Source organism: Streptomyces botrytidirepellens, assembly GCF_003721215.1.
GTDB classification, from domain to species: Bacteria; Actinomycetota; Actinomycetes; order Streptomycetales; family Streptomycetaceae; genus Streptomyces; species Streptomyces himastatinicus.
The window spans coordinates 1-13292 of the sequence record NZ_RIBZ01000191.1; the positions used below are offsets into that span (position 1 = coordinate 1).

General features: G+C 68.9%; 9 protein-coding genes and 2 pseudogenes. 6 read left to right on the plus strand and 5 right to left on the minus strand.

Going from position 1 to position 13292, the window contains the following annotated elements:
• The 4 genes and pseudogenes from EEJ42_RS53845 to EEJ42_RS14930 all read right to left on the minus strand — a co-directional run.
• Positions 1–1132, minus strand: a 1132-nt coding sequence (locus EEJ42_RS53845) for a sensor histidine kinase (protein WP_184503094.1), incomplete at its 3' end; no start/stop codon positions are given.
• 118 nt (positions 1133–1250) lie between these two features.
• Positions 1251–2021, minus strand: a pseudogene (locus tag EEJ42_RS54635) (nitrate- and nitrite sensing domain-containing protein); the annotation flags it as partial.
• 250 nt (positions 2022–2271) lie between these two features.
• On the minus strand, positions 2272–2415 hold the full coding sequence (locus EEJ42_RS50850; protein ID WP_184503095.1) for an MFS transporter small subunit: 144 nt from the start codon (positions 2413–2415) through the stop codon (positions 2272–2274).
• Positions 2416–2610: 195 nt separating this feature from the next.
• Positions 2611–3933: pseudogene (locus tag EEJ42_RS14930) on the minus strand (L-lactate MFS transporter); the annotation flags it as partial.
• A gap of 558 nt (positions 3934–4491) precedes the next feature.
• On the opposite strand from EEJ42_RS14930, the gene EEJ42_RS14935 reads away from it, so the two are divergent.
• Positions 4492–4887 carry a DUF485 domain-containing protein gene (locus tag EEJ42_RS14935; protein ID WP_123100436.1) on the plus strand — a complete coding sequence of 132 codons (396 nt, stop codon included), beginning with the start codon at positions 4492–4494 and terminating at the stop codon, positions 4885–4887.
• Complete coding sequence (locus EEJ42_RS14940) at positions 4884–6482, plus strand: solute symporter family protein (protein WP_123100437.1); 1599 nt, start codon at positions 4884–4886, stop codon at positions 6480–6482. Before EEJ42_RS14935 ends, EEJ42_RS14940 begins: the two co-directional genes overlap by 4 nt.
• Before the next feature lie 61 nt (positions 6483–6543).
• Here the strand turns inward: EEJ42_RS14940 and EEJ42_RS14945 are convergent, their stop codons facing one another.
• On the minus strand, positions 6544–7587 hold the full coding sequence (locus tag EEJ42_RS14945) for a LacI family DNA-binding transcriptional regulator (protein ID WP_246096737.1): 1044 nt from the start codon (positions 7585–7587) through the stop codon (positions 6544–6546).
• Between the two features lie 232 nt (positions 7588–7819).
• On the opposite strand from EEJ42_RS14945, the gene EEJ42_RS14950 reads away from it, so the two are divergent.
• The 4 genes from EEJ42_RS14950 (at position 7820) to EEJ42_RS14965 (ending at position 13228) form a co-directional block, all read left to right on the plus strand.
• Positions 7820–8746, plus strand: a complete 927-nt coding sequence (locus EEJ42_RS14950; protein WP_123100438.1) for a carbohydrate ABC transporter permease — start codon at positions 7820–7822, stop codon at positions 8744–8746.
• A 4-nt stretch (positions 8747–8750) separates the two neighbouring features.
• Positions 8751–9698 (plus strand): carbohydrate ABC transporter permease, encoded by a 948-nt coding sequence (locus EEJ42_RS14955; RefSeq protein ID WP_123100439.1) that lies wholly within the window; start codon positions 8751–8753, stop codon positions 9696–9698.
• Between the two features lie 79 nt (positions 9699–9777).
• On the plus strand, positions 9778–11118 hold the full coding sequence (locus EEJ42_RS14960; RefSeq protein ID WP_123100440.1) for an ABC transporter substrate-binding protein: 1341 nt from the start codon (positions 9778–9780) through the stop codon (positions 11116–11118).
• Positions 11119–11164: 46 nt separating this feature from the next.
• A complete protein-coding gene (locus tag EEJ42_RS14965; RefSeq protein WP_123100441.1) occupies positions 11165–13228 on the plus strand; it encodes a beta-galactosidase in 2064 nt (687 codons plus the stop codon).
• Positions 13229–13292: the final 64 nt, after the last annotated feature.

A 13292-nucleotide genomic window follows, 5' to 3' on the forward strand; every position in this document is an offset into this window, starting at 1 on the left:
CCCGGCCCGGGGTCCGGGTGCCGGAGTCGGCGGAGACTGCCGGGCGGGCCCCGTTGGGGGACTCGCGCACCGCGGGGGCCGTTGCGGGACCCGACTCCTGCCGCGGCCGCGCCGGCTCGAAGGCCTTGGCCGCGGTCGGCGACGGCCCGGAGCGCCGGGGCAGGCTCCCCCGGGGAGCCTCGTCGGGCCGGTTCCCCGCTACCAGGTTGGCCGGGACGAGCACACCGGCGAGCAGGCCCGCACCCCAGTCCGAGCTGAGGTTCACGGAGATGCCGTGCCGGTTGGCCAGGCGGCCGACGACGAACAGGCCCATCTGACGGGAGGACGAGGCCTCCTCGGAGGTGGTCGCCTCCAGCCGCCGGTGCGCCTTGGCCAGGTCGGCACCGCTCATGCCGATGCCCTGGTCGCGCACCTCGATCAGCGCGGAACCGTCGCGGCGCGGTGTGGTGCTGACGACCACCTGGGTCTCCGGCGGGGAGAAGGCGGTGGCGTTGTCGAGCAGTTCGGCGATGATCCGGGCGAGGTCGCCGGCCACGTAGCCGGTCACCTCCACGGAGGCGGAGGGCTGCACCTCCGCGCGCTGGTAGTGCTCGATCTCGGAGACCGCGGCGCGCAGGACGTCCTCCAGCGGCACCCGATGACCGTGGGTGCGGACCAGCGTGCTGCCGCAGAGAACCATCAGGTTCTCGTTGTTGCGGCGCATCCGGGTCGCCAGGTGGTCCATCTGGAAGAGGTGGCCCAGCTGGTCCGGGTCCTCTTCGTGCCGTTCGAGCTGCTCCATCAGGCGCAGCAGCCGGTCCACCAGGGTCTGGCTGCGCCGGGAGAGGTTGACCAGGGTGTCCCTCAGGTCGCCGCGCAGCGCGGCCTGTTCCGACGCCAGGCGCACGGCCTGACCGTGCACCGCGTCGAAGGCCCGGGCGAGCTGCCCGAACTCCTCCGTGGTGTGCACCGGCACGGCGCTGACCGCGGTGTCCGCCTTCTCGCCCTCGCGGATGCTGGATACGGCGGCCGGGAGCCGGTGCTCGGCCACGTCGAGCGCGGTGGAACGGAGGACGGTCAGCGACCGCAGCAGATACCGGCCGATCGCGAAGCCGATGGAACCCGCGAGCAGCAGCACCGCGAGCAGGGCCACGGNCGAAGCCGATGGAACCCGCGAGCAGCAGCACCGCGAGCAGGGCCACGGAGTACGCACCGGCCCGGTTGCTGGTCTGGTCCTGCAACTGGGCGGAGTTCACGCGCAGCTGCTGGGCGAGGTTCTTCTCGACCTTCCCCAGGAGCTTCACAGTGGTTTCCGAGCTGCGGTTCCACTCGGACGTCGACACCTGCGGCGGAGTGACGCCCTGCTGGGCGCCGTCCCCCTGCGACCCGGACAGCGCGCTGCGTACGAGGTCCGCGCGCCGCTTCACCAGGTTTCCGGTGACCGTCCGCTCGTACATGCTCTGCTCGGCGGGGGTGGCCACGGCCCGGAAGTCGCCGAGCTTGTCCTGGAGGCGGATGTCGGACTCCTCCAGCGCCCGGACGAGGTTCATGTCCGTGGACTGTCCGGACTGTGTGGACTTCATCGCCTCGAGGAGCGTCACATGCTGGAGGTGGACCTCCTCCTGGACCGCCTCCAGGTCGTACAGCGCGGACGCCGGTCCGGACAGCTTGGGTTCACCGAACCGGCTGCCCAGGGCCTGGTCCAGGTCGAGCAGGCTGTTGATGGCGGTGCGGTACTCGGTCACCGCGGCCCAGGAGCTGATGCTCCCGGACGCCACCTGCTCGCGCAGATCGGTCAGCCCGCCCAGGGCCTTGACCGCGTCCTGGTAGCGGTTCCCCGCGGCGCCGTCGAGCTGGGGCGCCCGCTTCGTGCTGCCGGTGAGGACGGTCCGGGCGTGGTCGGTGGACCGGACCTGGCGCCGCATCGCGGCCGCGTCGGCGCCCCCGCCGCCCCGCAGCTGCTCGGCGGCCATGGTGCGCTCCTCCTGGAGGTTACCCAGCAGCGGCATCAGCCCCGAGCGCAGCTTGACCAGCCGCTGCATGTCCGCGTACGAGTTGGCGCGTTCGACTTCCCGTTGGATCTGGACGACGCCCAAGGCGACGGCCAGCAGCGCGGGCACCACCAGCACGGCGCCGAGCTTGACCGGCAGCCGCCAGTTTCGCCATTGCACGATGGTGGCCCACAGCCCCGGGCCGCGCACAACTTCGGCCGCATGCCTCCCCGGGGTCACGAGACGCGCTCCGCGCCCGGGGCGGCTTGGCCACAGCGATGTATCACGATGCGCTTTCTCTCTACTCGAACAGCTTTCGGCTCGTCATGGCGAGCTCATAGAGGCCGTACGCGAAGGGAATGGCCACCCACAGCCACACCACGGCCAGCAGGACGGGCGACGACTTCACGGCCGCGCTCTGCGAAGTTTCGTCTTGGTGAGCCATCGGTTACCCCTTGCCCTTCTCGGCCGGGACGGCCTTCTCAGCCGGTACGTCGTCGGCTCCGTCCTCTTCGTCCTGCTCTTCCCGGACCTTGCCCTGCTCTTCCCGGGCTTCGCCCTGCTCCTCCGGGGCCTTGCCCTGCTCGCTCCGGGCTTCGTCGTCCTGCTTGACCTGAGCGGTCTGCTCACCCGACGCCACCGGCTCCGGCTCGTGGAACTTCGGGTTCACCGGGCGCACCAGCTCGTTCGCGATGAAGCCGACGACCAGCAGCGCGATCATGAGGTAGAAGGAGACGGCGTAGAGGCCCGGTCCGCTGTTCCCGGACTTCTTCCCGGCGTCCGCCACGGCGTCCACGATGATCGGCCCGGCGACTCCGGCGACCGACCACGCGGTCAGCAGCCGACCGTGGATCGCGCCGACCTGGTAGGTGCCGAACAGGTCCTTCAGATAGGCCGGTACGGTCGCGAACCCGCCGCCGTAGAACGACAGGATCACCATGGCCGCGACCACGAACAGCGCGGTGCTGCTGTTCTTCCCGAGCAGGATGGTCAGGTAGAGCAGAGCACCCGCGCCCAGGTAGAGGCGGTAGATGTTCTTCCTGCCGATCACGTCGGAGACCGACGACCAGACGAAACGACCGGTCATGTTGGCCAGGGACAGCAGGGCGACGAACCCGGCGGCGGCGGTCGCGCTGATCGGGGCGTCGGTGTCCTGGAAGAAGTCCTGGATCATCGGGGCGGCCTTCTGGAGGATCCCGATGCCCGCAGTGACGTTCATGCACAGCACGACCCACAGCAGCCAGAACTGCGGGGTCTTCACCGCGTTCTTCGCCGACACGTTCGCGGTCGTGACGAGCTGCTTCCCGGTCTCCTCGCGGGGGACCCAGCCGGCCGGACGCCAGCCGTCGGCCGGCACCCGGATGAGCAGCACGCCGAGGGTCATGAAGGCGGCGTAGGCCAGGCCGTGGACCAGGAAGGTCCGGGCGATGCCGCCGGTGTCGCTGCCGAAGGAGGAGAGCATCTGCGACGACCAGGGGGAGGCGATCAGCGCGCCGCCGCCGAAGCCCATGATCGCGGTGCCGGTGGCCATTCCGGGGCGGTCCGGGAACCACTTCATCAGCGTGGACACCGGCGAGATGTAGCCGATGCCGAGGCCGATTCCGCCGACGACACCGTATCCGAAGATGACCAGCCAGTACTGGCTGGTGGCAACGCCGAGCGAGGCGATGAGGAAGCCCGAGGAGAAGGCCACGAGCGACACGAACATCGCCCACCGCGGGCCCTTGCGCTCGACGAGCGTGCCACCGAAGGCGGCGGAGAGACCGAGGACGAGAATGGCGATCTGGAAGGGGAGCGCGCTGGCGGTCCCCGAGATGTCAAGGGCTTTCTCCAGTGGCGTCTTGAAGACGCTCCAGGCGTATGCCTGACCGATGGAGAAGTGAATCGCAAGCGCCGCCGGAGGAATCAGCCATCGATTCCACCCCGGCCCTGCGATAATGCGGGAGCGGTCGAGAAAACCCACCGATTACCTACCTCCGTCCTCGGGAACCCATTACCGCAGGCTCATTTTTCTGGAGACGTCGAAGACGTCTCGGGCGGTGGCGAGTGTAGAGCACCCTGATCAGCGGGAACAACGACGGGACTTCATCACCGGTCCCGTACTGGAGCAGCCTCCCACACGTTCGCATAGATGGGGCGATCCACCAACATCAACACATTGCATGCATCCCCCGTTCACAAAATATCCGCAAGTCCGGAAGCTCGGGGTTGCTGTCATCGCATGACACCAGGTCAGACGGACCGAAAGGAGGAAGGAACGGGAAAAGTGCGCATCCTGAAAGATTCTGACAGGCACTCATAAGTGTCGTGTAGCCGCATATGTGGCGTGGAGTCACCTGGACCGGGTGGTCCCGGTACAACCCCGGTCAGGTCGGTCCGCCGGGTATCCCCGGGCGTTGACGGCATCCGGCGCCTTACTACACTGACCCCGCCATGGGGCTGCGGGTTGCTCCTCCTCCCCACCATCCATTGCAGGTAGATCCGTACGAATTCTCCTGCCCGAAACTCCCGGGAGAGGACCATGACGAAAGCGGTGCGGCCGCCCGCGCCTATTTCATCCGAGCGGGCCACCGGACCGGGGTTCGCCGACCGCGGCACGGAAAGCGGTGAGCCCGACTTCACCGCGATTCAGCAGAGTCCGGAATTCGACCGGCTTCGCAAGAGGCTGCGCCGGTTTGTCTTCCCCATGAGTGCGCTCTTCTTCTGCTGGTACATGACCTTTGCGCTGTTCTCGGCGTATGGTCATGGCTTCATGAGCCGTAAGGTGTTCGGCTCGGTCAATATGGGGACCGTCTTCGGCCTGTTGCAGTTCGTGTCGACCATCACGATCGTCCTGCTGTACCGGGGCTTCGCCGACAAGAAAATCGACCCGCAGGTGGACAAGGTGCGCGAGTTGGCAGGGGCCGACAAGGAATGACAGTGCAGATCGCGGCTGAGGAGACGACCGGCAGCCCGCTCATCAACGTCAGCGTATTCGTCGTATTCGTCCTGATTACGCTGTTCATCGTCTACAAGGCCACCACCAGGAACCAGACGGCGGCCGACTACTACGCCGCGGGCAGCGCCTTCAGCGGCGTCCAGAACGGCATCGCCCTCTCCGGCGACTTCCTCTCCGCGGCGTCCTTCCTCGGGATCTCCGGGGCGATCGCCGTCCACGGCTACGACGGCTTCCTCTACTCCGTGGGATGGCTCGTCGCCTGGCTGGTCGCCCTCCTGCTCGTCGGCGAACGGCTGCGCAACACCGGCCGGTTCACCGTGGGCGACGTGATGGCCTACCGGATGAAGCAGCGCCCGGTGCGCGCGGCGGCGGCCAACGCCACCCTGGTGATCACGTTCTTCTACATGCTCGCCCAGATGGCCGGCGCGGGCGGGCTGATCGCCCTTCTGCTCAATGTGCACAGCAAGGGCGGGCAGGCCCTCGTCATCACCGGCGTCGGCCTCGTGATGGTCTTCTACGTCCTGGTGGGCGGCATGAAGGGCACCACCTGGGTGCAGATCATCAAGGCCGGTCTGCTCCTGATCTGCGTGACCTTCATGAGCGTCTTCATCATAGGCAAGTTCGGATTCAGCTTCTCCGCGATCCTCGACCAGGCGGCGGCGGGCAGCCCGCTGGGGAAGAGCCTGCTCGAACCGGGCGGCTGGTACGGCGACGGCGCGATGGACAAGCTCGACTTCGTCTCGCTGTCCCTGGCGCTGGTCCTCGGCATCTCCAGCCTGCCGCACGTGCTGATGCGCTTCTACACCGTGCCGAACGCCAAGGAGGCGCGCCGGTCGGTGGTGTGGTGCTCCTGGTCGATGTTCCTGTTCTACCTGGGGATCCTGGTCGTCGGCTACGGCGCTGCCGCGCTGGTCGGCCCGGACGCGATCCTGGAGGCCCCCGGAGGCGAGAACTCGGCGGCACCGCTGCTCGCGTTCAAGATCGGCGGTGCGGTGCTCCTGGGCATCGTCGCCGCGGTGGCCTTCGCGACGATCCTCGCGGTGGTGGCCGGTCTGACCCTGACCGCGTCGGCGTCGTTCGCGCACGACGTGTACGCCAATGTGATCCGGGAGGGGAAGGCCGACGCCCGGTCCGAGATCCGGGTCGCCCGTCTGACGGCCATCGCGGTCGGCTTCCTGGCCATCATCGGAGGCATCGTCACCAACGGCCAGAACGTGGCCTTCCTGGTGTCGCTGGCCCTGGCGCTCGCCGCGTCCGCCAATCTGTCGACCATCCTCTACACCCTGTACTGGAAGCGGTTCAACACCACGGGGACGCTGTGGAGCATCTACGGCGGCCTGGGGTCGGGGCTCATCCTGATCCTCTTCTCGCCCGCGATCTCGGGTAGTTCGACGGCCATCTTCAAGGACGTCGACTTCCACTGGTTCCCGCTCACCAACCCCGGCATCGTGTCGATCCCGCTCTCCTTCCTCTGCGGATTCCTCGGCACGGTCCTCAGCAAGGACCCCGCGGACCCCGAGAGGCAGGCGGAGATGGAAGTACGGGCGCTGACCGGAATCGGCAGCAAGGTCTGAGCTCGCGCCACGAGGCCGGTACGGGGAGCGCGCCGTCTCCCCGTAACGGCCTCGTCCGTCGTTACCGCGGGGGCGGCGGCGCGGTGCTGCGGCGCAGCACGAGCCGGGTGGGGACGAGCGTGGTGCCGCGGCCCGGGGTGCTCTGCTGCATCTGGCGCAGGACGCCCTCCACGCAGCGGCGCCCGACCTCGGCGAAGTCCTGGTGCACGGTGGTCAGCGGCGGCAGGAACTCCCCGGCCTCGGGGATGTCGTCGAAGCCGATGACGCTGACGTCGTCCGGCACTTTCCGGCCCTTTTCGTGCAGGGCCCGCAGCAGGCCGAGCGCCATCTGGTCGTTGGCGGCGAACACCGCCGTGCAGTCCTCCTCGGCGGCGAGCGCGAGCCCGGCGCGGTAGCCGGACTCGGCCGACCAGTCGCCCCGTACGAGCGGTGGCGGAACGCGCCCGGCCTCGGTGAGCGCCGCGTGCCAGGCGTCGGCGCGGCGCTGTGCCGCGAAGGAGCCCTCGGGACCGGCGAGATGCCACACGGTCCGGTGGCCCAGCCCGAGCAGATGGTCCACCGCGTCGCGGGTGCCGCCCGCCTGGTCGGTGTCGACCACCGTATAGCGGTCCCCGGCGTCCGAGTCGGCCACGACGACCTGGACGTGGGGCGGCAGGGAGAGCGCCGCCGCGTCGAGGAGGTGGACCTCCATGATGACGATGACGGCGTCGACGGCGAGTTCGCCCAGCCGGGAGAACGCGCCGCGCACCTCGTCCTGGGTGGGGACGGCGACGGGGAGCAGGGTGACGGCGTAGCCCTCGTGTGCCGCGGAGGTGGCGATCGCTTCCAGCGTGCGCACATTGCCCGTGGTGGAGAGGGTGAAGGTGATGACGCCGATGGTGCGGAACTCGCCGCGCTTGAGCGCGCGGGCCGCGCTGTTGGGCCGGTAGCCGAGCTGCTTCATGGCGGTCAGCACCTCCCGCCGCGTGTCCTCGGTGACGCCGGGATAGCCGTTGGAGACCCGGGACACGGTCTGCGCGGAGACACCGGCGAGACGCGCCACGTCCGCCATGGACGCGCGCTGCGCGCGCCGGGCGGCCCGCGTCCCGGTGCTGCCGTCGCCCACCGGGGGGCTGTCCGCCGAGGGGTTGTCCGCTGCTTCCACTGTCTCCCTCGCTGCCTGCGTCCCGGATTTGCCAGACGGCTCTTGACCACCGTCATTGGGGCAGTGTAGACATTCCGCCATCAGATGTTTACGTAAACATAACACCTCCGCGCTTCCTTGATCGCCGGAATGTTTACGCAAACATCGCGACGGCGCATGGCGCCGGTTCCGTGATGGACGAGCGAGGAACGACATGACGACGCTGCAACCCCCCGCCGCCGTGAAGCGGCGCCCGGCCCGGCCTCCGGCGAAGCGGGACCGCCGCTCCTGGACGGGGTGGGGGTTCATCGGCCCCTTCGTGGTGGTCTTCGCCTTCGTCTTCCTGGCCCCGATCGTCTATTCGATCTACCTCAGCCTCTTCCGTGACCAGCTCATCGGCGGCACCACGTTCGTCGGCCTGGACAACTACCAACAGGCCCTGGAGGACGACCGGTTCTGGGAGTCCCTGACCCGGGTGTCGCTGTTCCTGCTGGTGCAGGTGCCGATCATGCTGGGCATCGCCCTGCTCGTCGCCCTCGCCCTGGACAGCGGGCGGCTGTACGGACGGGACTTCTTCCGGATCTCGATCTTCCTGCCGTACGCGGTGCCCGCCGTGGTCGCCACTCTGATGTGGGGCTTCATGTACGGCACCCGCTTCGGCCTGGTGAGCGACATCAACGACGCCCTCGGGGTGTCCCTGCCGAACCCGCTCTCGCCCGATCTGGTGCTGACGTCCATCGGCAACATCGTCACCTGGGAGTTCGTCGGCTACAACATGCTGATCTTCTACTCCGCGCTCCGCGTCATCCCGCACTCCCTGTACGAGGCCGCGGAGATCGACGGCGCCGGACAGATCCGCGTCATCACCGCCATCAAGCTCCCGGCGATCCGCGGCGCCCTGGTCATCGCCACCATCTTCTCGATCATCGGCACCTTCCAGCTGTTCAACGAGCCGAACATCCTCCAGAAGCTGGCGCCCAACGCCATCACCACGGACTACACCCCGAACTTCTACACGTACTCGCTGTCCTTCTCGGGCCAGCAGCACAACTACTCCGCGACGGTCGCCATCATCATGGGGCTGATCACCATGGTCATCGCCTATGTCGTCCAGCTGCGCGGCATGCGCAAGGGAGCGTGAAGCGATGAGCAGCCCCGCCACCACCGTCTCCCGGCCCGCGTCCGTCGCGGCCGACTCCCCGGGCTCCCCGCCCCGGCTGCGCAGCTCCCGCAAGCGCGCCGAGGGGCGCCGCCCGCGCCGCAGCGTGCTGCTGACCCTCCTCACCGGGCTGGTCCTGCTGTACTCGCTGGTGCCGCTGGCCTGGCTGGTCATCAGCGCCACCAAGACCCAGGAGGGCCTGGCCCGGTCGTTCGGGCTGTGGTTCAGCGGCGACTTCGCCCTGTGGGACAACATCCGGGAGACGCTCACCTACCAGGACGGCGTCTTCACCCGCTGGCTGTTGAACACCCTGCTGTACGTGGTGGCCGGGGCCGGCGGAGCCACCCTGCTGGCGGTCCTGGGCGGCTACGCCCTGGCCAAGTTCACCTTCCCGGGCAAGCGCGCCGTCTTCGCCGTCGTCATCGGCGCCGTCGCGGTGCCCGGCACGGCGCTGGCCGTGCCCACCTTCCTGATGTTCAGCAAGATGGGCCTGACCAACACCCCCTGGGCGGTGATCATCCCGTCCCTCATCTCGCCGTTCGGCCTGTACCTGATGTGGGTCTTCGCCACCGAGGCCGTACCCGACGAACTGCTGGAGGCCGCCCGCATCGACGGCGCGAGCGAGGTGCGCACCTTCTTCCAGGTCGTCCTGCCGCTGCTCGCGCCCGGCATCGTGACCGTCCTGCTGTTCACGATGGTCGCCACCTGGAACAACTACTTCCTGCCGCTGATCATGCTGAAGGACCCGGACTGGTATCCGCTGACGCTGGGCCTCCACAGCTGGAACGAGCAGGCCGCGACCGCCGGTGGCGAGGCCGTGTTCAACCTCGTCATCACCGGCTCCCTCATCACCATCGTGCCGCTGATCGCCGCGTTCCTCCTGCTCCAGAAGTACTGGCAGTCCGGGCTCGCCGCCGGAAGCGTCAAGGAATAACCCCGCCCCGTCAAGGAACAGCCCCACCGCCCCGCACCACGAAGAAGCCCCGCACCACGAAGAAGTGGAAAGCACGCCCATGCGCAAGAACGCCCGCCGCCTGCTGCGCGGCATAGCCCTGGTCTCCGCCCTCACCCTGGGCGCCACCGCCTGCGGCGGCTCTGACGACGGTGCCGCCGACCAGAAGCCGGTGTCCGCCAAGGACATCGACAAGGCCCTGAAGAAGGGCGGCACCCTGACGGTGTGGGCCTGGGAACCCACGCTGAAGAAGGTCGCCGACGACTTCGAGAGGGAACACCCCGCGGTCAAGGTCAACTTGGTCAACGCGGGCACCAACAAGGACCAGTACAAGGCCCTCCAGAACGCCATCGCCGCGAAGAAGGGCGTCCCCGACGTCGCGCAGATCGAGTACTACGCGCTGGGCGAGTACGCCCTGACCAAGGCCCTCGACAAGCTGGCCCCGTACGGCGCGGACAAGCTCGCCGAAAAGTACTCCCCGGGCCCGTGGAACTCCGTGAAGTCCGGCAAGGACGTCTACGCCCTGCCCATGGACTCCGGGCCCATGGCGATGTTCTACAACAAGAAGGTCTTCGACAAGTACAAGCTCAAGGTGCCGACCACCTGGGACGAGTACGTCAAGACCGCGCGCGACCTGCACAAGGCCAACCCCAAGGCGTACATCACCGCTGACACGGGCGAGGGCGGCACCGCCACCAGCATGCTGTGGCAGGCCGGTTCCCGCCCGTACAAGGTCGACGGCACCAAGGTGAAGATCGACTTCTCCGACGCGGGCGCCAAGAAGTACACCGACACCTGGCAGAAGCTCCTCGACGACAAGCTGGTCGCGCCCATCACCGGCTGGACCGACGACTGGTACAAGGGCCTCGGCGACGGCACCATCGCCACCCTGACCACCGGCGCCTGGATGCCCGCCAACTTCGCCTCCGGCGTGAAAGACGCCTCCGGCGACTGGCGCGTGGCACCGCTGCCGCAGTGGAAGGCGGGAGACGAGACCACCGCGGAGAACGGCGGCAGCTCCCTGGCCCTGCCCACCCTGGGCAAGCACAAGGAACTCGCCTACGCCTTCGCCGAGTACGCCAACGCGGGCAAGGGCGTGCAGACCCGGATCAAGGAGGGCGCCTTCCCGGCGACCACCGCGGACCTCGAATCCGACGCGTTCCAGAACACCGCGTTCCCGTACTTCGGCGGCCAGAAGGCCAACAAGATCTTCGCCGAGTCGGCCGCGAACGTCGGCAGCGGCTGGTCGTACCTGCCCTACCAGGTCTACGCCAACTCCATCTTCAACGACACCGTCGGCAAGGCCTACGTCTCCCGCACCAAGCTGGCCGACGGACTGAAGGCCTGGCAGGACGCCTCCGTCAAGTACGGAGAAGAGCAGGGCTTCACCGTCCAGAAGTAACCAGCCCCGCCCGCGCCGCCCCGTGCGGTCCACCGGAAGGACCACCATGATCTCCACCCTCCAGACCCAGCCTCCGCAGGGACCGGACGGTGACCTCACCCCCCGCATCGGCTACGGCGCGGACTACAACCCCGAGCAGTGGCCGCGCGAGGTGTGGGAGGACGACATCCGGCTGATGCGCGAGGCCGGTGTCACCATCGTCTCCGTGGGGATCTTCTCCTGGGCCCGCATCCAGCCGGCCGAGGACGCGTGGGACTTCGGCTGGCTCGACGAGGTCATGGACCTGCTGCACACCGGTGGCATCGGGGTCGACCTGGCCACCGCCACCGCGTCCCCGCCGCCCTGGCTCACCACGGCGCACCCGGAGATCCTCCCGGTGACCGCCTCCGGTGAGACGGTGTGGCCGGGGGCGCGGCAGCACTGGCGCCCCACCTCGCCCGTCTTCCGCACCCACGCCCTGCGCCTGGTGCGGAAGCTGGCCGAGCGGTACGCCGGTCATCCCGCCCTGGTGGCCTGGCACGTCTCCAACGAGCTGGGCTGCCACAACATCTACGACTACTCCGACGACGCCGCCCGTGCCTTCCGTGACTGGCTGCGCGCCCGCTACACCACCCTCGACGCCCTCAACCACGCCTGGGGCACCGCGTTCTGGTCCCAGCGGTACGGCGACTGGTACCAGATCCTGCCGCCCCGGCTGGCCGCCTCCCACCCGAACCCCACCCAGCAGCTGGACTTCAAGCGCTTCTCCTCCGACGCGCTGAAGGAGCACCTGCGCGCCGAGCGGGACGTCCTGCGCGAGCTCACCCCGGGGATTCCGGTCACCACGAACTTCATGGTGATGGGCGAAACCAAGGGCATGAACTACGCCGACTGGGCCGGAGAGATCGACTTCGTCTCCAACGACCACTACGTCAGGCCCGGCCCGCAGGACCGCGACGAGCTGTCCTTCTCCGCGAACCTCGTCAGCGGCATCACCGGCGGACGCCCCTGGTTCCTCATGGAGCACTCCACCAGCGCCGTGAACTGGCAGCCGGTCAACGTGGCCAAGCGGCCGGGTGAGCTGGCCCGTGACGCGCTGCTGCACGTGGCCCACGGCGCCGACGCCGTGTGCTTCTTCCAGTGGCGGCAGTCGGCGGCCGGCGCCGAGAAGTACCACTCGGCGATGGTGCCGCACGCCGGGCCCGACAGCGAGGTGTTCCGCTCGGTGGCCGCCCTCGGCCGGACCCTGCGGACCCTGTCCCCGGTGGCGGGGACCGAACGCGAACCGGCCCGGGTCGGGATCGTCTTCGACTGGGAGTCGTGGTGGGCGAGCGAACAGGACTCCCACCCGACCTCCCGCCTCGACTACCGCCAGGAGGCGCTGGACTGGTACTCCGCGCTCCTCGCCCTCGGCATACGCGCCGACGTCATCACCGCGACCGCCGACCTCGGCCGGTACGAGGTGCTGATCACGCCGGTGCTGCACATGGTCCCCGCGGCGCTGGCCAAGGACCTCACCCGGTACGCGGAGCAGGGCGGCCACCTGATCGCCACCTACTTCTCCGGTGTCGTGGACGAGAACGACCACGTGTGGCTCGGCGGCTACCCGGGGGCCCTCAGCGAGCTGCTCGGCATCCGCATCGAGGAGTTCGGTCCGCTGCTCGACGGCGAGACGGTCGAGATCGAGAGCGCAGCAGGGTCCGACGGCACGGTCACCGGCACCCTGTGGACCGACCGGATCACCGTCACCGCCCCCGAGGTGGAGGTGCTGGCCCACTACCGCGACGGGACGTACCCCGGCCGCCCCGCCGTCACCCGCCGCGCGGTGGGCGGGGGGTCGGCCGCGTACGTCTCGACCCGGCTGGGCACGGACGGCCTCACCGGACTGCTGCCCGCGCTGCTCGCCCCCGCCGGGGTCACCAGCGAACTGCCGGAGGGCGCCCGGGGAAGCGTCGAGCTGGCCGTGCGCCGCGACGGCGGCAGCCGCTATCTGTTCCTGGTCAACCGCACCGACACGACGGTGCCGCTGACCGGACTCGCCGGGGAGCCCCTGATCGGCGGTGCCGCGGGCGACGGGGTGTTCGCCCTGGCCCCCAGGGGCGTCGCCGTGCTGCGACAGCCCGCGACCTGACGGCGGGATCCGCCACGTCTGTCACCGCCTCCTGAAACTCCGCCGTCGCCCCCGCGGGCACGGC

Coding starts and splice junctions, on each gene's coding strand:
- EEJ42_RS14965 (WP_123100441.1), top strand. CDS start 11,165: ATGATCTCCACCCTCCAGACCCAGCCTCCGCAGGGACCGGACGGTGAC.
- EEJ42_RS14935 (WP_123100436.1), top strand. CDS start 4,492: ATGACGAAAGCGGTGCGGCCGCCCGCGCCTATTTCATCCGAGCGGGCC.
- EEJ42_RS14955 (WP_123100439.1), top strand. CDS start 8,751: ATGAGCAGCCCCGCCACCACCGTCTCCCGGCCCGCGTCCGTCGCGGCC.
- EEJ42_RS14960 (WP_123100440.1), top strand. CDS start 9,778: ATGCGCAAGAACGCCCGCCGCCTGCTGCGCGGCATAGCCCTGGTCTCC.
- EEJ42_RS14940 (WP_123100437.1), top strand. CDS start 4,884: ATGACAGTGCAGATCGCGGCTGAGGAGACGACCGGCAGCCCGCTCATC.
- EEJ42_RS50850 (WP_184503095.1), bottom strand. CDS start 2,415: ATGGCTCACCAAGACGAAACTTCGCAGAGCGCGGCCGTGAAGTCGTCG.
- EEJ42_RS14950 (WP_123100438.1), top strand. CDS start 7,820: ATGACGACGCTGCAACCCCCCGCCGCCGTGAAGCGGCGCCCGGCCCGG.